This window comes from Gymnodinialimonas sp. (genome assembly GCF_059726805.1).
Window position 1 is genome coordinate 3003675 of sequence record NZ_AP041059.1, and the last position, 20073, is coordinate 3023747.

Sequence of the window (20073 nt, forward strand, 5' to 3'; positions counted from 1 at the left end):
GTCCAGAGCGTTTTGGCGAAAATGAGTGTTTCCCCGCGGCAACTGAGCCCATTTAGTGCCGGATTCCGCTCACCACACGGGATTTGCCATTCAGATCGGGTAGGACCTGCACATCCCCGAATCCCGCCTGGTTGAACATGGCCGAAACGGCGGGACCCTGGTCAAAGCCGATCTCCACCATCAGGTGCCCGCCCGGGCGCAGATGCGCGGGCGCGCCCCTGGTGATAATCCGGTAAGCGTCGAGCCCATCGCCGCCGGGGGTAAGGGCGACCTCAGGTTCCCACTGCGTGATCTCGGGCGCCAGCCTGGCGTAGGTGGCGGCATCAACGTAGGGCGGGTTGGAGACGATCAGGTCGAAGACACCCTCGATGGCGTCAAACCAATCGCTTTCGATCAACGTGACCCGCGCGGCAACGCCAAGCGCCTCTGCATTGCGGGCAGCCACATCCAGCGCCGCGCGTGAGATGTCGCTGGCCACCCCCTGCGCGCCGGGCAGTTCCGCCAGAAGCGTCAGCGCCAGCGTTCCGGGGCCGGTGCCTAGATCCAGAAAGCTGCGAGGAGAGGCCGCCAAAGCGGCGTCGAGGAGGGTTTCGGTATCCGCGCGCGGCGCTAGAACGTCGGGCGTCACATGGAACAGACGGTCGCGGAACGGAGCGTATCCGAAGATTTGCGACAAGGGCTGGCGCGCAAGGCGCGCGGCGATGATCTCCTCCAGCCTGCTAGCGTTGCCCTCAAACGCCTCCCCCCCGCGCACGCTTTGCTGCGCCCGGTTGAGGCCCGTCAGATGCTCAATCACCAGCGACGCCTCGCGCCCGGCCTCATAGGCACCCGCGAATTCCTTAACGGCGTTAACAAATGCCGTATGGACGTCGCGCAGGGTCTTCGGACTCACCCGTTCATCTCGGCAAGCTTCGCCGCCTGATCCTCAGCCGTCAGCGCATCGACGATCTCATCCAGATCCCCCTGCATCACAGCATCCAGCTTGTAGAGCGTCAGGTTGATGCGATGATCCGTCATCCGGCCCTGGGGGAAATTGTAAGTCCGAATCCGCTCGGACCGGTCGCCGGACCCGATCTGCGCCTTGCGGTCGGCGGCCATGGCATCATCCGCCTTCTGGCGCTGCAAATCGTAAAGCCGCGTGCGCAGGGTTTGCATCGCGATCTCCCGGTTGCGGTGCTGGGATTTCTCGGAACTGACCACCACGATCCCAGACGGCACATGGGTGATGCGCACCGCCGAATCCGTCGTGTTGACGTGCTGCCCCCCTGCGCCGGACGCACGCATCGTGTCGATGCGAATATCCGTGGCGGGGATATCGATGTCGACCTCCTCGGCCTCGGGCAGCACGGCGACGGTCGCTGCAGACGTATGGATGCGCCCGCCGGATTCCGTTTCCGGCACTCGCTGCACCCGGTGGACGCCCGACTCGAACTTCAGCCGGGCAAAGACGTTCTCCCCCTCCACCCGCGCGGTGCATTCCTTGATGCCCCCCAGGTCACTTTCCTGCAGGTCCACGATCTCCAGCGTCCACCCGCGCGCCTCTGCGTAACGGGTGTACATGCGCAGCAAGTCGCCCGCAAAAAGCGCCGCCTCGTCCCCGCCGGTACCGGGACGGATCTCGATCATCGCGGGACGCGCATCGGCGGCGTCCTTGGGCAGAAGTGCGAGTTGCAGCGTCTGCTCGGCGGCGGGAATGGCGGCCTCCAGCCTTGGCAGTTCCTCTTCCGCCAGCTCCTTCATGTCGGGATCGCCCAACATGGCTTGCGCTTCCACCTGATCGGCCAACAGCTGCTCATAGGCCGCGATCTCTTCGACCACCGGCTTCAACTCAGCATATTCGCGGCTGATCTTGGCGATTTCCGATGGATCCGGGCCGCCGTTCAGCTGCGCTTCCAGAAACTCGAAACGATCCGTGATCTGGCGCAGGCGGTCGCGGGGCAGTGCATTGGCCATTACGCGCCGCCTGCCTCATCGCGCGCCGCCGTCAACCAACGCTGCACCCGCGCAGTGTTCACCCCAAGGTCACTTTGCCCAAAGCGCGAGCGGGCAAAGATATGCAGCCGCGTGGTATCCTCTTCGGGCACCAGCCGGATCGTGATGAAATCAGGGAACCCCATCAGGCGTGAGCGGGCGACGTAGGTCACGAAGCCCTCTCCCAAGGATCCCGCAACCACCTGCGCGCCTTCCGCCTCGGCAATTGCCTGCAATCGGCCCGCCACGGCCAAAGCCGGCGCTGGCACAGTCGCCGCGCTTGGGCCGGCCAGCAGCAGGAAGTTCGGCGAAGACGGCGGCCTCACCTCTTCCGGCTCCACATGCCAATCGGCGGCGTTGATCGGGGCCAAACGCACATAGACAGCGGTCGCGACGGTCACCAGGACAAGAGCCAATAGGATATAAAGGAGTATTCTCATGGGTTCTGAGATGCGCCGCCTGCGCGCGCCCGTCAAGGCCCGTCAATGGATGTCGTCGTGTCCTTGCATCTGCGCGCGCGCTCCGGTCTGATACGCAGGACACGACGGAGGGCCCATGGCGCGCAAGATCATCATCGACACTGACCCGGGCCAGGACGACGCCGTCGCCATCCTTCTGGCCCTCGCCTCGCCCGAGGTTGAGGTTTTGGGACTAACCGCCGTGGCAGGCAACGTGCCGCTGGCCCTGACGGCCAAGAATGCGCGCATCGTGTGCGAATTGGCCGGGCGCGCGGATGTGGAGGTATTCGCAGGCTGCGACAGGCCCCTGCGCCATCAACTGGTCACGGCGGAACATGTCCACGGCAAAAGCGGCCTCGACGGCCCAGTGCTGCCCGACCCGACGATGCCGGTGCAGGACGCGCACGCGGTTGATTTCATCATCGAGACTTTGCGCACCGAGCCTGCCGGAACCGTGACGCTCTGCGCCCTGGGTCCCTTGACCAACATCGCAACGGCGTTTGAACGCGCGCCGGACATTGTGGCAAATGTGCAAGAGATCGTGCTGATGGGCGGCGCGTATTTTCAGGTAGGCAACATCACCCCAGCGGCCGAATTCAACATCTATGTGGATCCCGAAGCCGCACAGATCGTCTTCGCATCGGGCCGTCCCATCGTTGTGATGCCCCTGGATGTCACCCACAAGGCGCTTACCACCGCGCCGCGGGTCCAGGCCTTTCGGGATCTCGGCACGCATCCCGGCACGATGGTGGCAGAATGGACTGATTTCTTCGAGAGGTTCGATAAAGAGAAGTACGGCAGCGCCGGTGCCCCCCTCCACGACCCCTGCGTGATCGCCTATCTGATCACGCCCGAGCTGTTCAGCGGGCGTTTTGTGAACGTCGAGATCGAGACAACGTCCGAGCTGACCCGCGGCATGACCGTCGCCGATTGGTGGGGCGTGACGGACCGCGAAAAGAACGCGATGTTCATGGGCGATCTGGACGCCGACGGCTTCTTCGCTCTGCTGACGGAGCGGATCGCGCGGCTATGAGAGCAGCGCTTGCCTGCGCGCTGCTCCTCCCTTCCCTGCCCGCTTGGGCCGATGGTCCCGCCCTCGCGCATCTGACGATGGCAGGCACGACCATCACACTGACCGAGGTTACGCCCCAGGCGACGGACGCCCCCATGACCTTTGCGCAGATGCATCTGGGGTTTCCCCTGCCGCCGGTCCTGCACGTCCTGCTGCACCCGGACGGGGACAGCGTGCAAAGCATCAGCGTGAACGGAGCGGATGGCGTGTCAAACGGCACCGGCACGCCCTTGGGGCCGGACGTGTTCTTCTGGTTTGAGCCTGCCCGCGCGCAGATCATCGGCGAGGCGCCGGAGTGGCAGATCGACGCCCAAGCCCTGTCGCGCACGCCCCTGGGCCAGATCTCCCCCCTGCCCGTCCGGATCGAGATCCAGTTGACCTCGCCCTAGGATCTGCACCCTAGGCATTTCCCGCCCGACGCCCTACATCAGGCCAAACGCCGGAGACCGCCATGCCCGCAGCCTTTCCCTTCGACAATACCTACGCCACCCTGCCCGACCGTTTCTTCACCCGGCAATCGCCGACGCCGGTGGCAGACCCCTCGCTGATTGCGATCAACCGTCCCTTGGCGGAGCGGTTGGGGATCAAACTGGGCGAGGACGACGCGGCCCTGGCGCAGATCTTTGCAGGCAACGTGGTGCCCTTGGGCGCCGCGCCGCTCGCGCAGGTCTACGCGGGTCACCAGTTCGGCGGCTGGTCGCAGCAATTGGGCGATGGGCGCGCGGTGATGCTGGGTGAGGTCGTGGCACCCGATGGCGCCCGGTTTGACATCCAGCTGAAGGGCGCGGGCCGCACGCCCTATTCGCGCATGGGCGACGGGCGCGCCTGGCTCGGCCCGGTGATCCGCGAATACATCATGTCCGAGGCGATGGCCGCCCTGGGCATCCCAACCACCCGGGCGCTCGCCGCCGTGACCACCGGCGAAGTCGTGCTGCGCGAGGGCCGGATGCCCGGCGCCGTCCTGAGCCGCGTCGCCTCTTCGCACATCCGCGTCGGCACCTTCCAGTTCTTCGCCGCCCGCCAGGACACCGAGGCGCTGCAAGCGCTTCTCGACCATACCATCGCGCGCCATTACCCGGAGGCCGAGGGCCCCTCGGGCCTGCTCGACGCCGCGCTTCAGGTGCAGGCAGAGCTTGTCGCCAAATGGATGGGCGTGGGCTTCATCCACGGGGTGATGAATACCGACAATATGACCCTCTCGGGCGAGACCATCGACTACGGCCCCTGCGCCTTCATGGACACCTATGATGCCAACAAGGTGTTTTCGTCCATCGACCAGTTCGGGCGCTATGCCTACGGCCAGCAACCCCAGATCGCAGCCTGGAACCTCGCACAATTGGCCACGGCGCTCTTGCCCCTGATGCCTGACCGCGACGCAGCGATTGAGGAATTTACCGAAGCCGTGAACGGCTTTGCCGCGCGCTTCGATGCGGCATGGCACGGGGTCTTGCGGGCCAAGCTGGGGCTACTCAGCGCCGGTGAGGATGACGCGCGGCTGGCGTTTGACCTGCTCAACCGGATGTCCCAGGGCGAGGCCGATTTCACCCAGACCTTCCGAGCGCTCTCAGGTCCTGATCCGGATCAGGCCGCTGCCGCCGTCAAGGCGCCAGCCGCGCTGATGCCCTGGCTTGAGACCTGGCGCGCCCGGCTTGCGCAGGACGGGCAGTCAGAGGACGCGCGGGTGGCAAATATGCAAGCCGTGAACCCCGCCGTGATCCCGCGCAACCACCGTGTGGAAGAGGCGATTCAGGCTGCTGTAAAGGGCGATTTCGCCCCGTTCGAGCGTTTGAATGCGGTCCTGCAGGATCCTTTCACGGACCGCCCGGGCATTGCAGATCTGCAACGCGCCCCGGACCAGGGCGAGGAAGTCACACAGACGTTCTGCGGTACCTAGCTCCTTGCAGGTCGGTTGATCAGCACAAGCCCCACGCACACAAGCGCCAGGGCGATCAGGATGCCCGGCCCAACTTCCTCTCCCAACACCAGCCAGCCCATGGCGACCCCGAAGACCGGTGTCAGGAACGAAAACGCAGCCACTGAACTGGCCGGATAGATCGACAGCAGCCACAGCCAGAACAGGAACCCCGCAGAGACGATTGCGAGGATCTGAAATCCAAGGCCCGCCCAGTGGATCAACTCCGGGTCGCGCAAGAGAGGGCCGAAGAATAGTGCCGCCAGCAAAAGCAACGGCGCGGAGACGGTCAATTGCCAGAGCAATTGCACCTCGGGCCGCACTTCGCGCAGTGCCGTGGCCCGCGCGCAGAGCGCGATGGCCGCCCAGGCGATGGCGCCCAGAAGCGCCAGAAAATCACCCAGCAAAGAGGTCTCGCCCGCGCCCTCGCCGCGCATCGTCAGCGCGATGACGACGCCCGCGAAGGCCAGTAACAGCCCGACGGATTTCACCGGCGTCAGGCGATCTCCGGGGATCAGGAAATGCGCGGCGAGCGCCAGCCACATCGGCATCGTGTAGAAGATCACCGAAGTGCGGGTGACGCTGGTCAGATCCAGCGCCCAGAACAGGCAAATGAACTCGAACGCGAAGACGGCGCCGATCATCAGGCCCGCCGGGATCGTGCCCGGTTTGATCGCCAGCGACAGGCCGCGAAACTTCATCCAGGCAAAGATCACCAGCGCCCCGCCCACGGACCGCAGGCCCGCAAAGAACACCGGCTGCAGCCCGTCGTTCACGAACTTGATGACCACCTGGTTGAACGCCAGCAGGAGCGCGAAGCCCGTCAGGGAGATCGCGCCAAAGGCGTCGATCCGGGGTTTTTGGGCCATGCCGGGTGCTCCTGCGTCGTGCCCCTCAGGCAGTGCCGAGGACGCACATCGGTGTCAAGACGGCGGTATCAACGCGGTCCGAACCGAGGTGCCTCGCGGCGCAAGGTGTCAGGGGAGACGTGGCCAGTTGCATTGCCCGCCGCGCCCCACCGAAGTATCGCATTTCCTTGGGTTTTGGGTGTCATGGGACCGCTTGGACGGTGCGCCGAATTCGGCCGATGACACCCTCTTGAGATCCATGCCGCATGTTGCTGGCATCAAAGAATCGTGCCAGAAGACGCTCGAAAATAGAGCGCGTGTTCAACGATCGCTAATCCAGGAAACAGGGAAAACCGACGAGATGAGCATCGTTTCAAAAGCCGCTCGCAAGATGCGCCGCGAGATTTCTGGGTTTCGCCGGTTGCGGGCCCTCACAAAGGCTGGATTTCAGACCGCAGAGCCCAACTATCTGTTCTTGGCCCCCAAGTCTGATCGTCCCGCGGTCATCGATATCGGCTGTGGGTTCGAGGCGGAGTTTGCCGTCAAATGGATCAAGGACTTCAACGCGAAAGCATTGATCGTTGATCCCACCTTGAAGCACGAGCCCCATCTGCAGCGCTTGGTCGACGCCCATAAGCCGAACCTGACCCACCTGCGCCAGGCCGTGTCCAAGGAAGAGACCGAGATCACGTTCCATGAGAGCATAGAGAATGAAAGCGGCAGCCTGCACAGTGATCACATCAACGTCGAGGCCCAAACGACCAATTCCTATACCGTGCGCTCCACCACTATCCCAGCGCTGATCGCGCAACTGGGTAGCGACGCGGTGGAGATGTTGAAAGTCGACATCGAGGGCGCCGAGTTTGATCTTTTCGACGGCTTTGACTTCTCTGCGCTTGCCAATGTGCGTCAGTTGTTTGTCGAGTTTCACCATGCCCAGATCTCCAGTCGCGACGTATCGGACACGGAAAGGCTGGTGGCACAATTTGAGGCGAACGGCTTTGACGCGGCCACATACGACGACACGAACTACCTCTTCATCAACAAGCGTCTTGCATAGGGTGTGTCGGCCCCAGACCTGACCCAGGCGGCATTGGCCGCGCGGTAGGGGCATCTGTTGCGGCATGACCTGTTCGCTCAGGCGAGCGCGCCATCGCCCCCTGGCGCCCCGGAATTGGAGACCGACCCATGACCGACACCATCGAGGATCGCTGCGCCGCGAAGGGGCTGCGGATGACCGAGCAGCGCCGGGTGATTGCGCGTGTTTTGGAGGCATCGGACGATCATCCGGATGTGGAAGAGCTCTATGCGCGGGCGGTGGCGGTGGATCCGAAGATCTCGATCGCGACGGTCTATCGGACCGTGAAATTGTTTGAGGAAGCGGGGATCCTTGACAAGCTGGAGTTTGGCGACGGGCGGGCGCGGTATGAGGATGCGGAGCGGGATCATCATGATCATCTGATCGACATGAACTCGGGCGAGGTGATCGAATTTGTGGACCCCGAAATTGAGGCTTTGCAGGAGAAGATTGCCGAGAAGCTGGGGTATCGGCTGAAGGGGCATCGGTTGGAATTATACGGCGTGCCCCTGAAGAAGGTCTGAGGGTCTATTTGGGGGTGTGCTCAAGCTTGAGCACATAGTCTAAACTACTGCTTTTGTTGTGTTTTTGATTTTTAATTAACCTTTTGTTAAGGGTACAGACCGCCCCTCTTCCCTCGCGCTCCTTTGGAGCGCACGGTCCTCGCAGCGGTCTTTTGCGGGCTGTCGCCCGGTTGGGGCTTCGCCCCTTGCCCCCAGGATATTTTTGGAACGGGGAATTGGGGTGTCGCTCGTGCGCGGTCCGGCGTAGGGATGCCACCGAGCGATGGAGGTGCGGGCATGGATAACCTCAAGGGCATGGGCTGGATGACCCTGGCGATGTTGGGGTTCGCGCTGGCGGATACCTTCATCAAGCTGACGTTGGGCGCGTTGCCGGTGGGCCAGGTCATTGCGATTTTTGGCTTTGGGGGCGCGCTGATTTTTGGCGGATGGGCGGCGGCCAAGGGGGAGCGGGTTGTGGACCCGGCGCTTTTTACCGGGCCGTTCGTGTTTCGGCTGGTCTCGGAAGTTGTGGGGACGATGTGTTTCATCATCGCCCTGGCCTCGATTGATCTTTCGCTTCTTTCGGCGATCATTCAGGCGAACCCGCTGCTCGTCACCCTGGGGGCGGCGCTGTTCTTGGGCGCCAGCGTCGGCTGGCGGCGGTGGTTGGCGATTTTGATCGGGCTTTTTGGCGTGTTGGTCATCGTGCGTCCGGGCCTGGAGGGGTTTGACGCCAACAGCCTTTGGGCGTTGGGTGCGGCGGTGGGTCTGACGGGGCGTGATCTGGCGACGCGGGCGATTTCGCGCGATGTCTCGACCCTGTTGCTGGCGGGATGGGGTTTTGCCGCCGCCGGGGTGGCCGGCGTGCTGTTGCTGGCTTTCACCGGCGGCGCCGCCGTGCCCGATGGTCTTTTGGCCCTGCAGCTGACCGGCGCGCTGATTTTTGCGCTGATCGCTTATTACGCCGTGACCGCCGCGATGCGGATCGGCGATATCCCCGTCGTCACCCCGTTTCGCTACACGCGCCTGGTCTTCGCGCTGATCCTGGCCTTCTTCGTCTTTGGCGAGCGGCCTGACATCTGGACCCTGATCGGGGCGGGTATTGTCATTGCCACCGGCCTCTACACCCTGTGGCGCGAACAGAGGACTGCTGCGTGATTGCGGCATGTTACCGCTAACATAGCCGTTTGCGCGCGCGGCAGGCTCTGTTATAGCGCCCCCAACCCATCCCTTAGGAGTCCATCCCATGAGCGTTATCATCGACATCCATGCCCGCGAGATCCTCGACAGCCGGGGCAACCCGACGGTGGAGGTTGATGTGACGCTGGAAGACGGCACCATGGGCCGCGCCGCCGTGCCCTCGGGTGCCTCGACCGGGGCTTACGAGGCGGTGGAAAAGCGCGACGGCGACAAGACGCGCTACAAGGGCAAAGGCGTGCTGGCCGCCGTGGAAGCGGTGAACGGAGAGATTGCCGACACGCTGGTGGGGTTTGACGCGACCGAGCAGGTGGCGATTGACCAGACGATGTGTGAGCTGGACGGGACGGACAACAAGGGGCGTTTGGGCGCGAATGCCATTCTGGGTGTGTCCTTGGCGACGGCCAAGGCGGCGGCGGATTTCACCGCGCAGCCCTTGTATCGCTACGTGGGCGGCACGATGGCCCATGTGCTGCCGGTGCCGATGATGAACATCATCAACGGCGGCGAGCATGCCGATAACCCGATTGATATTCAGGAATTCATGATCATGCCGGTGGCCGCAACGTCCATCGCGGAAGCGGTGCGCATGGGGTCCGAGGTGTTCCACACCCTGAAGGGAGAGCTGTCGGCGGCGGGCATGTCCACGGGCCTTGGCGATGAAGGCGGCTTTGCGCCGGAGTTGGGCGGCACCCGCGAGGCACTGGATTTCGTTTTGGCCTCCATCGAGAAGGCCGGATACACGCCCGGCGATGACATGGTGCTGGCGCTCGATTGCGCAGCGACGGAGTATTATAAAGACGGCAAGTATGAGATGGCCGGCGAGGGTAAGTCCCTGACATCTGAGGAAAACGTCGCCTACCTCGCCGCGCTGGTGGCTGATTATCCGATCTTTTCCATCGAGGATGGCATGGGCGAGGATGATTGGGACGGCTGGATTGCCCTGACCGAAGCTTTGGGGGACAAGGTACAGCTGGTGGGCGACGATTTGTTCGTGACCAACCCCACGCGATTGAAAGATGGGATTGCGCGCAAGGCCGCGAACTCGCTTCTGGTGAAGGTGAACCAGATTGGTACGCTGACCGAGACCTTGGCCGCGGTGAACATGGCGCACCGGGCGCAGTTCACCTCGGTGATGTCGCACCGCTCCGGTGAAACGGAGGACGCGACGATTGCGGATCTGGCGGTGGCGACGAATTGCGGGCAGATCAAGACCGGGTCGCTGGCGCGCTCGGACCGGCTGGCGAAGTATAACCAGTTGATCCGCATCGAGGAGCAGCTGGAAGAGACGGCGGTTTATGCAGGACGCTCGATCCTGCGGGGATAAGAAGGGTGTGTGATCCCGGGCATCTGCGGTAAACCTGCAGAAAACCTGACGAAAAGCACAGGCTGACAGGGGTTCCTGGCTTTGGGTATGGTGGCGAAAACATACCCAAAGGCAGCTACGACCGATGGCTTCAGCAAGCCCACAGGACATGATTTCAGACTTTCGATCGCCCGACTCGCACTTCGATCAGTTGTGGGAGACGGAGTTTGGCGACCGTCAGGAGTTCGTGATCCGCTGCTTCGGGATTGCTGCCGGGGGCACGGCGCTGTGGATCTACAATGGATCGCTGCTGGGACCGCTGTGGATCCTGTGCTATTTCGTGGCGGTCGCGGCGAACTACGTGTTGTTGCGGCCCCGGCAGGGGGGCAAGGCGCGGTCGCTTCTGGCCAATTACGCGATCTTCCTGGTCAGCCTGTGCACCTATCTGTCGTTGCCGATCTACACGATGCTGACGGGCGATGCGGTAATGGTGTTCTGCGCCGCGATGGCGTTGATCGCCTACACGATCTTCACGCTCTACCGCCCGGCCCCGCCGGGCCTGTTGGGGCATTTGGACATCGTGGTCGCCTGGGTCTTGGCGGGCGTCGCCGCCGTGGCCTTCATGCCGCTCGCCACGTCGTGGTTTCCGCAAGCTCTGATGGTGTTTCTTTGCGGGGTTTTCGCGATTTATTACTCGATGTCGGTGCGCCAAACCCGGGCCGCGCGGGCAGAGTTCCGGCAGGCGGCTCAGCGCAGTCTTGAGGCCCAGAAGATGGAGGCGATTGGGCGCCTTTCGGGCGGGATTGCCCATGATTTCAACAACATATTGACGGTGCTGCAAGGCAATCTGGAGCTCTACCACGAGGTGCCGGAGGGGCCGGAGCGCGATGCGCTCGTCGATGAGGCGCGGGTGGCGGGCAGCCGGGCGACGGCGCTGGTGGCCCAGCTTCTGGCGTTTGCGCGCCGCGCGCCGCTGGAGGCCCGCGCCCATGACGCCAACAAGGTGGTGGATGAGCTGTGTACCCTGGCGCGGCGGCTGCTGCCCGTCAGCATCGAGTTGAACCATCGGATGACCGAGACGCCGACCTATGTGCTGGCCGATGCCAACGGGCTGCATTCGGCGCTTTTGAACCTGATCCTGAACGCCAATGATGCGATGGACGGGCGCGGGGCGATCACGGTCGCGGTGGATGTGGTGCAGGGGCCCGCCAATGAGGCGGGGAACAGACCGGCTGCCACGACGCGCAATGCGCACCTGTGTTTCAGCGTGGCCGATGACGGCCCTGGCATGTCGGAAGAGGTGGAAAGCCGCGCCGTTGAGCCGTTTTTCACCACCAAGCCGGTCGGGAAGGGCTCGGGCCTGGGGTTGCCGATGGCGATGGGATTTGCCGAGCAATCGGGCGGCGCGATGCGGATACGGACCTCCCCCGATGGCACGACCGTCGCGTTGCATCTGCCGATGTGCGAGGAGCCGGACGGCGACGGCCCGGGCGCCTGAGACCCAGGGCGCACAACTACGGGAATCACGCCGTTGCCAAGGGGCCCGTTTGGCGCAATTCTGGGACGACGAGGGGCCCTCTTGCGGCCACCCTCCCCTTGTAACGACCCCGTGAAGCCCTACATGATGTATACACCCGTATACAATTGAGACCGCAACCGATGCTCGACACACTCCTGTCAGGGCCATTCGTGCCCTTTACCCTGTCCCTTGCCCTGCTGTTCGGCCTTTTGGCCCTGGAGCTGGTGGTACTGTTGTTGGGCGGGTCGCTGATGGGGGACAGTGCCGAGGTCGAGGGACCCGAGCTGGATAGCGGCCTGGAAGCGGGCCTGGACGGAGAGTTGGAGTTTGAGCTGGATGTCGCGCTGGAGGCGGTCGATCTGGATGGCTTTGACGTCGAGGCCATAGATGTCGAGGGCCTGGGCATCGATGCCAGTGAGGTTGAGCTTGCGCCCGAGGTGGCCGCCGCCCCCGGCACCTCGCCGCTCAGCTGGCTGGGGATCGGTATGATGCCCACGCTGATCTGGCTCGCCTGTCTGTTCATGGCCTTCGGCGTCGCCGGTGTTGCGATCCAGGGCAGCGCCACCGCGCTCCTCGGCGGGCCTTTACCGGCCCTTCTCGCAGCGGTCCCGAGTGCATTGGCCGCGTTCTGGTTCACGGGCCGGTTCGGCGCGCTTTTCGCGCGGCTGATCCCCCGGACCGAGAGCCAGAGCGTCTCGAAACGGCAACTGGGCCGTCGCAAGGGCACCGTCACCCAGGGCACCGCCGCGCGCGGGATCCCGGCCGAGGTGCGCGTCACGGACCGTTACGGCAACACCCACTACCTGAGGGCCGAGCCCCTCAAGGACGAAGACACCATCCCCCAAGGCGCAGAGGTTCTGGTTCTGCGCCACCGCCCCACGGGCGGGTTTCGTTTGATCGCGCTTTAAGGCTGCTCCTTCGCCTATGCGCCCTTTTTGAAAGGTATCTGACATGGAATTCATTCTTATTATCGTCGTGGCCGTCGTTGGCTTTCTGGTCTTTGCGGGCCTGATCATTGGACGGCTCTACAAACGCACAACGCGCGAGCTGTCGTTGGTGAAGACCGGCGCGGGCGGCAAGAAGGTGATCATGGATGGCGGTACGCTGGTGATCCCGCTGCTGCATGAGGTCAGCCCTGTCAACATGAAGACCCTGCGCCTGGAAGTGCGCCGCACCGGCGAAGGCGCGTTGATCACCCAGGACCGGATGCGCGTGGATGTGGGTGTGGAATTCTACGTCAGCGTGATGCCGAACGAGGAGGGCATCGCACGGGCCGCCCAGACGTTGGGCGACCGGACGTTCTACGTGGATCAGCTGCGCGAGATGATCGAGGGCAAGCTGATTGACGGCCTGCGCGCGGTGGCCGCAAAAATGACGATGGATGATCTGCATGAGAACCGCTCGGACTTCGTGCAGCAGGTGCAGAACGCGATTTCCGAGGACCTGTTGAAGAACGGCCTGTCGCTGGAGTCGGTCTCGCTGACCGCGCTGGACCAGACGCCGTTTGAGAGCCTTGATGAGAACAACGCGTTTAACGCGGTGGGCATGCGGAAGCTGGCCGAGGTGATTGCCAAATCCAAAAAGGAACGCGCCGAGATCGACGCGGAGGCCGACGTGGCCGTGCGCCGGGCCGCGATGGAGGCGGAGCGCCAGAAGCTGACCATTCAGCAGGACGAAGAGCAGGCGGCGATTGCGCAGGTCCAGGAGATCGAGACGATGAAGGCCGCGCAGGAGGCCGAGATTGCGCTGCGGCGCGAAGATTCGATGCGCGAGAGTGAGCGGGCGCGGATTGCCCGGGAAGAGCAGGTGCGCTCGGCCGAGATTGCGCGCGAGCGCAACATTCGCGACGCCGAGATCACCAAGGAACGCGAGCTGGAGGTGGCGGAGCAGGAACGCCAGATCATCATTCAGCAGAAGTCCGAGGAAGAAAGCCGCGCGCGGGCGTCGGCGGACCTGGCCCGGGCCGAAGCGACCAAGGCGACCGAGGCCGTGGCCACGGCCCGCGAGGTGGCAGAAGCCGAGCGTGTGAAGCAGATTGCGCTGATTGAAGCCGCGCGGGAAGCCGAGCGCGAGGCCACGAAGATCCGCCTCGCTGCCGCTGCCGAGAAAGACGCCGCCCAAGACCGCGCCGATGCGCGGCGCGAGGAAGCCCAGGCCGAGGCCGACGCGATTTCCATCCGGGCGGACGCCAAGAAGAAGGACATGCTGGCCGAAGCGGAAGGCACCCGCGCCATCACCGAGGCCGAGAACGCGCTGTCCGAGCAGATCGTCGGCATGAAGGTCGACATGGCGCGGATCGATGCGCTGCCCGGCATCATGGAGCAGATGGTCAAGCCGGTGGAAAAGATCGATTCGATCAAGATCCATCAGGTGGGCGGACTTGGCGGTGGCCAAGGTGCTGGCGGCGGCGGTGCTGGCGCAGGCGACGGCGACAAGCCGGTGGTCAACCAGGCGCTCGATTCGATCATGGGCATGGCGGTGCAGATGCCCGCGCTGCGCAAGTTGGGCGATGAGTTGGGCCTGAGCCTGGAAAACGGTGTCGAAGGTCTGGCCGACAGTGCGATGAACGGACGGCCGAAAGCGAAGGGGCCGCAGGCGCCTGAAGCGATTGCGCCGCCGCCCGCAAATGGCGCGGCGGAATGACCGCAGACGAGATCATTGAAACGCTCGGACTGGCCCCCCACCCGGAGGGGGGCCATTACCGTCAGACCTGGGTCGCCGAGAACGCGGGGCGGCCTGTTGGCACCTGCATCTACTTCCTGCTGAAAGATGGCGAGGCAAGCCATTGGCACAGGGTCGATGCAACGGAGATCTGGCTTTTTCACGCGGGCGCGCCGCTGGTCTTGTCGATGGCCGAAGGCGACGCGGGCCCAGCGGTGGATCATCTGCTGACCCCGGATCTGGCGCAGGGCGCGCCGCAGCTGATCGTGCCCGAGGGCCATTGGCAGGCGGCCCGGACGACCGGGGATTACACGCTGGTCAGCTGCACCGTCTCGCCCGGCTTTCAGTTCGAGGGGTTCACCCTGGCGCCTGAGGGCTTCGACATTCCCCGCGCCTGACCCGCTGGGTCACAGGATCGCGCTGATCCCCGGACGCGACCGCCGCCCGCCGCCCACGGGCGCGGCCACGCCTGTGGTGCCCGGCGCAGAGGTCGGCAAGCCGCGGGCCACGCGCACGGCGAGGTAGGCGAAGGCCTGCGCCTCCAGCGCGTCGCCGTTGAGCCCCACGTCTTCGACCGGTGCAATCGCACAGCCCGTGGCGTCTTCGAGCATCGCCATGAGGGTCGCATTCCTGCGGCCCCCGCCCGCCACGAGGATCTTCTCGGGCCGGGACGGCAGACTGGGCAAGCCCCGCGCCACGGCGCCTGCGGCGACAGCCGTGAGGGTCGCGGCGGCTTCTGCGTCGGGCAGGCCCGCGACGGCGGCCAGCAGGCCGGAGAAGGCGTCACGGTCGAGCGATTTGGGCGGGGGAAGGTCGAAGAACGGGCCTTGCAGGGCGGTTTCTAGGATCGTCAGGTCGATCTCACCCCTGGCCGCGAGGGTGCCGTCGGCGTCATAGGCGCCGAGGGTCCGGGTGGTCATCAGATCATCGATGGGGGCATTGGCGGGCCCGGTGTCAAAGGCGATGCACGCGCCGGGCAGGTCGGGGCTGGTGATTGCGGGATCGACCCAGGTGATGTTGCCGACGCCGCCGAGATTGAGGAAGGCGACCGGACCCGACGCCCCGATCCAACGCGCGCAGGCCCAATGGAAGAACGGCGTCAGGGGCGCGCCCTGCCCGCCCATCCCGATGTCATTGCTGCGAAAATCCCAGATCACTTCAACGTCCAGTGCCGTGGCGAGGGTCGCGCCATCGCCAGCCTGGTGGGTGCGCCCGCCGTCGGGGTCATGGGCAAGCGTCTGGCCGTGGAAGCCCAGGACATCCACCGGCGTCAGGTCCACCATGGCGGCGATATGGGCGGCCTCAACGACACGCGCGGCGGCCTCGGCCCGCGCCTCGCCGGGCCAGGCGCCCAGGGCGGTACGCAGGACGTCGCGATCAGCCTCGGCATAGGCGAGCGTGCGCGCCTCGCCGAAATCCGCGATCTCCACGCCATCGGTGCGCACCAGGGCCACGTCGACACCGTCAAACGACGTGCCCGACATCGCACCCGCTGCCCAAACTGCGCCCTGATCCCCTCTGGGCCTCTTTTCCTTATCCGCCATTCCCGCTAGACCCTCCGAGCCTCCTTCTTGTTGGGGCCTACAATTGCGCGGACATCCCATGACCTACCAGCCCAAATCCGACTTCCTCCGTATCATTGTCGAGCGCGGGTTTCTTGCCGACTGCACGGATCTGCAAGGCCTTGATGAGCGGCTTCTGGACGGGCCGATCACGGGCTACATCGGGTTTGACCTGACCGCCACCAGCCTGCACATCGGCAACCTCGTGCAGATCATGCTGCTGCGTTGGCTGCAAAAAACCGGCAACCGCCCCATCACGCTGATGGGCGGCGGGACGACCAAGGTGGGTGATCCCAGCGGCAAGGACGAGATGCGCAAAATCATCTCGGTCGAGCAGATCAACGCCAACGCGGACGGCATCCGCACGGTGTTTGCCAACTACATCTCTTACGGCGAGGGCGCGACGGACAGCCCGCTGGTCAACAACGCCGAATGGCTGGATAAACTGGGCTATATCGACTTCCTGCGCGATATCGGAAAACACTTCACGATCAACCGCTTGCTCGCGTTCGACAGCGTGAAATCCAGGCTGGACCGCGAGCAGGCGCTCAGCTTCATCGAGTTCAACTACATGCTGCTGCAGGCCTACGATTACCTGGAGCTCTACCGCCGCCACGGCTGCGTGTTGCAGATGGGCGGCTCGGACCAATGGGGTAACATCGTCTCGGGCGCGGACCTGATCCGGCGCGTGGATGCGGGCGAGGCGTTTGGCCTGACCACGCCGCTGGTGACGCGCGCGGACGGCAAGAAGATGGGCAAGTCTGCAGACGGTGCCGTCTGGCTGAACGAGGACCGGATGTCGTCCTATGAGTTCTGGCAATGGTGGCGCAACGTGGACGACGCGGATGTGGCCAAGTTCCTGAAATTGTTCACCGAATTGGACGTGGAAGAATGTGACCGACTGGGCGCTTTGGAAGGGTCCGAGATCAACTCTGCCAAGATCATCCTGGCCCGCGAGGTCACGACGCTGTGCCACGGGGCCGAGGCTGCGGCAGCGGCAGAAGCCACCGCGCGCGAGGTCTTCGAGAAGGGCGGCACGGGCGATGATCTGCCGACGCTGACCTTGAGCGCAGAGGATCTGGGCGATGGGATTTCCATTGTGCAGCTGATCACCCGATCTGGCCTCGCAAAGTCCGGCAAGGACGCCAAGCGGCTGATCGCGGAGGGCGGCGCGCGCCTGAATGATGCTCCGGTAAGCGACGCGGGTTTGATGATCCGGGGCGGCGATCTGGGGGATCCGATCAAGCTGAGCGCCGGTAAAAAGCGCCATGCGCTGGTGGTGCTGCAGGGCTGAGGGCCTTTGAGGCGGGGATTTGACGACCTGAGGGCCGGTTAACGTTTGATTCAGAGAATCAGCGTCATGTTCTCTTTATGTTCGATATCACGCCAGAGTGTTCCCGGCCCCGCCCTCCGCGCCTCCCCATGGCCCATGCGGCAGGTCCACTGCCGTTGCAGCAAACGGCCCTGTGGCTCTCGGCGACCCGTCTTTTGGGCAGTGATGCGGCGATGGTGGACCTTGGGGCGCGGCGGGCGCTAGTGCTGCGGCGCAAGTTACGCGTCGTGGGCGATATGGCATTGCTGTCGCGGGCCGAGTTGAAAGTCTCCCAGGATGAGGCGGCAGAGCTGCGCCATCACCTTGGGGCAAGCCATCTGGTTGTGAATGCCGAAACCGATGAAGACGCGCGGGCTCTGGCGGCGGCGGGATTTCACCGGATCTTTGCGCCGCGCGTCTTGGCCGAGCTTCCGCTTGATCCGTCCGCCGATGTGATGGCCGCGCGATTGTCGCAGAAGTGGCGCAACAGGCTGCGCCACGGCCAATCCCAGGGCCTGGTGATCCGCCGCCGCCCGATGCCGCCGGACAAACGATACTGGTTGTTCAAGGCCGAGGCGCTGCAATCGATCCGCAAGTGGTATCAACCCCTCCCGCCCGAGATGATCGCCGCGATGGCGGCGTGCAAACCCGGCGCCGTGCAGGTCTTTACCGCTTACCATCTGGGCCGCCGGGTGGCGGCGATGCTGTTCCTGCGCCACGGCAAGGAGGCCACCTATCAGATCGGGTGGAGCACGCCGGAGGGGCGCAAGCTATCGGCAGGCCCCGCGTGCATGTGGCGCGCGATGTTGGAATTGCAGGCCATGGGGACCGAAAGGATCGACCTGGGGGCCGCTGACAAGAGCCTGGCCCCCGGATTGGCGCATTTCAAACGCGGCACGGGGGCCGATCTGCGGACCCTCGGCGGGACCTGGATCGACACGACATGGACCCGGCGGAAGGCCCGACGGCACGCGGTCGGGGCGGCGTGACAGGTATTCGGGCCGGACAAGGAGGCCGGGGCGCGGGGCGTGGTGGGGCGTCGGCTGACGTGTCTTCGAGGTCGGAATGCCGCTGCATTCCTTGCCCGGCGCGTGGGGTCCTCAGCTTCCGAAGTCTTGCACTAGACGCAGGCCGGTCTCGGCGGTCAGGACCTCGATGAAAGCCTCCACCTGCGGATTGCGCGTGTCGCCCACGACGGCCATCACATCGTCCTTGCGGCCTTCACGGCCCGCTTGGACCATGTCCAAGAAGCTCATCCCGCCCATGTTTTGCTTGGGGGTGCCACTGACGTAGATCGTCTTGGCGGGATCGGGATGGCGCAACAAGACGACCTCTATCTCGGCGCCGCCGCCGTCGCCGTCCCGCGATGACACCCAATAGAAGCTTTGATGCACGTCGGTATATTCCGTGATCGGCGCGGTCCAGGTCGTGGTTTGATCGCCTGCCGTATCGGTGACCTCGACCCGGTCGCCGTGGATCCGCGCCGCCCGTCGCCATTGCAAGGTGCCGCTTTTGGCCCGCAGAAGCGCCGGGCCCGCAATGAAGGCGGCGATGAACAACGGCAGGCCAATCCCCATGCCGGAGTTCAGGTTCACTTCACCCGCACGCAAAACATTCACGCCCACGATCAGCGACACCAGGACAAGACCCGCCCCGATGATCAGCGGCACCATGGCCCCGGTTATCCGCCCCGAGCCCGGATTGCCAACGCCGTAGCGCGCCACGATGGGACGGGCACTGGCCGAGGGCAGCAGCGTTCCGCCCACCAGATCCGGCGCGGCGTGCTTGCTTAACAGTTCGGCAACGGGGTTGGAGGTATCGGACATGGGGATGCTCCTGAGAACGCGGGGTTCCTTTGCATATAAGGCAGCGCGCCTGCCCTGCCCAATACGGAAATCCCGACCCTGCGTGCCCTACCCCGCGACGCTGCGCAGCAGCCGCGCGCGGGTGGGCGGGACGGCGCGGATCTCCAGCCCGGTGAAGACATGCAGCGTGCCCATCTGGTCGTCGATCACCGCGTGATCGCTCACCCACCCGCCCATCAACAGATAGGTGCGCAAAAGCGAGGGCATGGAGGCTTGGGCGGCCTTGAGGTCCGGCGGTTGGCGCAGCTCGGCGGCGTAGCGGAAGACCGAGGGCGCCTTGATCCGCGGGCGCCAGTGCTCGGGCGCCAGATGGCGGTCCCGCAAAAGCGCGAAGGCATCGTGGTAAAGGCGCGTGTCCGTGCCGGGAAACGAGGCGCATCCAAACAGCATTTCGACGCCGTGGGCATCGACATAGCCCGTTAGCGCGCCCCAGGCGACGCGCAGAATGTCGGCATCGGTGCGGGCGGGGTGAATGCAAAAACGGCCCATCTCCAGCATCGGGCCGCTGAAATCCAGCAGCGCGCGGAGGTCATAGAACTGGGCAGAGTAGCTTTCGGCGATCTGGGCACCGCTGCCCAGGGGCAGCAGGCGGCAACAGCACACAAGGGTGCCATCGTGTTCATCCTCGACCAGAACATGGGTGCAGGCGGCATCATGGGGATCGTCATCAATGCCGACGGAGGCGCGAAATGCCAGGGCCCGCAGGCGCTGCGCGGCCACTCGATCCGCGTCGCTTGTGGCGATCCGGGCCAGATAACGGCCCTTGCGCAGGCTCAACATCGGCTCACTCACGGCATCCATCCCGTTAA

Annotated in this window: 20 protein-coding genes; 13 read left to right on the forward strand and 7 right to left on the reverse strand. The window is 64.5% G+C overall.

The window, feature by feature from the left end:
• Window positions 1–52: 52 nt before the first annotated feature.
• Genes prmC through AC6I9R_RS14595 form a run of 3 tightly spaced genes read right to left on the reverse strand, consistent with a single transcriptional unit; the run spans window position 53 to window position 2411 of the window.
• On the reverse strand, window positions 53–892 hold the full coding sequence (gene prmC, locus AC6I9R_RS14585; protein ID WP_461426292.1) for a peptide chain release factor N(5)-glutamine methyltransferase: 840 nt from the start codon (window positions 890–892) through the stop codon (window positions 53–55).
• Window positions 889–1953 carry a peptide chain release factor 1 gene (gene prfA, locus AC6I9R_RS14590; protein WP_461426293.1) on the reverse strand — a complete coding sequence of 355 codons (1065 nt, stop codon included), beginning with the start codon at window positions 1951–1953 and terminating at the stop codon, window positions 889–891. Before prfA ends, prmC begins: the two co-directional genes overlap by 4 nt.
• A complete protein-coding gene (locus tag AC6I9R_RS14595; RefSeq protein ID WP_461426294.1) occupies window positions 1953–2411 on the reverse strand; it encodes a DUF1499 domain-containing protein in 459 nt (152 codons plus the stop codon). Before AC6I9R_RS14595 ends, prfA begins: the two co-directional genes overlap by 1 nt.
• Before the next feature lie 115 nt (window positions 2412–2526).
• Here AC6I9R_RS14595 and AC6I9R_RS14600 point away from each other — a divergent pair, with 115 nt between their 5' ends.
• The 3 genes from AC6I9R_RS14600 to AC6I9R_RS14610 all read left to right on the forward strand — a co-directional run bounded on the left by AC6I9R_RS14600 (window position 2527) and on the right by AC6I9R_RS14610 (window position 5395).
• Window positions 2527–3462, forward strand: a complete 936-nt coding sequence (locus AC6I9R_RS14600) for a nucleoside hydrolase (RefSeq protein ID WP_461426295.1) — start codon at window positions 2527–2529, stop codon at window positions 3460–3462.
• Window positions 3459–3890: a hypothetical protein gene (locus tag AC6I9R_RS14605; protein ID WP_461426296.1), complete on the forward strand. Its 432-nt coding sequence runs from the start codon at window positions 3459–3461 to the stop codon at window positions 3888–3890. Before AC6I9R_RS14600 ends, AC6I9R_RS14605 begins: the two co-directional genes overlap by 4 nt.
• 62 nt (window positions 3891–3952) lie before the next feature.
• A complete protein-coding gene (locus AC6I9R_RS14610; RefSeq protein ID WP_461426297.1) occupies window positions 3953–5395 on the forward strand; it encodes a protein adenylyltransferase SelO in 1443 nt (480 codons plus the stop codon).
• On the opposite strand, the gene AC6I9R_RS14615 is transcribed toward AC6I9R_RS14610, so the two are convergent.
• Complete coding sequence (locus tag AC6I9R_RS14615) at window positions 5392–6282, reverse strand: DMT family transporter (protein ID WP_461426298.1); 891 nt, start codon at window positions 6280–6282, stop codon at window positions 5392–5394. The two genes, AC6I9R_RS14610 and AC6I9R_RS14615, sit on opposite strands and share 4 nt — an antisense overlap.
• A gap of 238 nt (window positions 6283–6520) precedes the next feature.
• Here AC6I9R_RS14615 and AC6I9R_RS14620 point away from each other — a divergent pair, with 238 nt between their 5' ends.
• The 8 genes from AC6I9R_RS14620 (at window position 6521) to AC6I9R_RS14655 (ending at window position 14923) form a co-directional block, all read left to right on the forward strand.
• Window positions 6521–7321 carry an FkbM family methyltransferase gene (locus tag AC6I9R_RS14620; protein ID WP_461426299.1) on the forward strand — a complete coding sequence of 267 codons (801 nt, stop codon included), beginning with the start codon at window positions 6521–6523 and terminating at the stop codon, window positions 7319–7321.
• 128 nt (window positions 7322–7449) lie between these two features.
• Window positions 7450–7863 carry a Fur family transcriptional regulator gene (locus tag AC6I9R_RS14625; protein WP_461426300.1) on the forward strand — a complete coding sequence of 138 codons (414 nt, stop codon included), beginning with the start codon at window positions 7450–7452 and terminating at the stop codon, window positions 7861–7863.
• A 276-nt stretch (window positions 7864–8139) separates the two neighbouring features.
• Window positions 8140–9000, forward strand: coding sequence for a DMT family transporter (locus AC6I9R_RS14630; RefSeq protein WP_461426301.1), 861 nt, complete (start codon window positions 8140–8142; stop codon window positions 8998–9000).
• An 88-nt stretch (window positions 9001–9088) separates the two neighbouring features.
• Window positions 9089–10366 (forward strand): phosphopyruvate hydratase, encoded by a 1278-nt coding sequence (eno, locus tag AC6I9R_RS14635; protein ID WP_461426302.1) that lies wholly within the window; start codon window positions 9089–9091, stop codon window positions 10364–10366.
• Window positions 10367–10514: 148 nt separating this feature from the next.
• Entirely contained in the window at window positions 10515–11843 is a 1329-nt protein-coding gene (locus AC6I9R_RS14640) for a sensor histidine kinase (protein WP_461426303.1), read from the forward strand.
• 161 nt (window positions 11844–12004) lie between these two features.
• Window positions 12005–12772 carry an OB-fold-containig protein gene (locus AC6I9R_RS14645; RefSeq protein WP_461426304.1) on the forward strand — a complete coding sequence of 256 codons (768 nt, stop codon included), beginning with the start codon at window positions 12005–12007 and terminating at the stop codon, window positions 12770–12772.
• A gap of 43 nt (window positions 12773–12815) precedes the next feature.
• Window positions 12816–14507, forward strand: a complete 1692-nt coding sequence (locus tag AC6I9R_RS14650; RefSeq protein WP_461426305.1) for a flotillin family protein — start codon at window positions 12816–12818, stop codon at window positions 14505–14507.
• Complete coding sequence (locus AC6I9R_RS14655; protein WP_461426306.1) at window positions 14504–14923, forward strand: cupin domain-containing protein; 420 nt, start codon at window positions 14504–14506, stop codon at window positions 14921–14923. The genes AC6I9R_RS14650 and AC6I9R_RS14655 overlap by 4 nt, the downstream gene beginning before the upstream one ends.
• A 9-nt stretch (window positions 14924–14932) precedes the next feature.
• On the opposite strand, the gene AC6I9R_RS14660 is transcribed toward AC6I9R_RS14655, so the two are convergent.
• Window positions 14933–16009, reverse strand: a complete 1077-nt coding sequence (locus AC6I9R_RS14660; RefSeq protein WP_461426307.1) for an anhydro-N-acetylmuramic acid kinase — start codon at window positions 16007–16009, stop codon at window positions 14933–14935.
• A 118-nt stretch (window positions 16010–16127) separates the two neighbouring features.
• Between AC6I9R_RS14660 and tyrS the strand changes: the two genes are divergently transcribed.
• Complete coding sequence (gene tyrS, locus AC6I9R_RS14665) at window positions 16128–17381, forward strand: tyrosine--tRNA ligase (RefSeq protein WP_461426308.1); 1254 nt, start codon at window positions 16128–16130, stop codon at window positions 17379–17381.
• Between the two features lie 128 nt (window positions 17382–17509).
• Entirely contained in the window at window positions 17510–18388 is an 879-nt protein-coding gene (locus tag AC6I9R_RS14670) for a GNAT family N-acetyltransferase (protein ID WP_461426309.1), read from the forward strand.
• A gap of 111 nt (window positions 18389–18499) precedes the next feature.
• On the opposite strand, the gene AC6I9R_RS14675 is transcribed toward AC6I9R_RS14670, so the two are convergent.
• Both AC6I9R_RS14675 and AC6I9R_RS14680 read right to left on the reverse strand, forming a co-directional pair.
• Complete coding sequence (locus tag AC6I9R_RS14675; protein WP_461426310.1) at window positions 18500–19225, reverse strand: hypothetical protein; 726 nt, start codon at window positions 19223–19225, stop codon at window positions 18500–18502.
• 87 nt (window positions 19226–19312) lie between these two features.
• Entirely contained in the window at window positions 19313–20065 is a 753-nt protein-coding gene (locus tag AC6I9R_RS14680) for a GNAT family N-acetyltransferase (protein WP_461426311.1), read from the reverse strand.
• Between the last annotated feature and the right edge of the window lie 8 nt (window positions 20066–20073).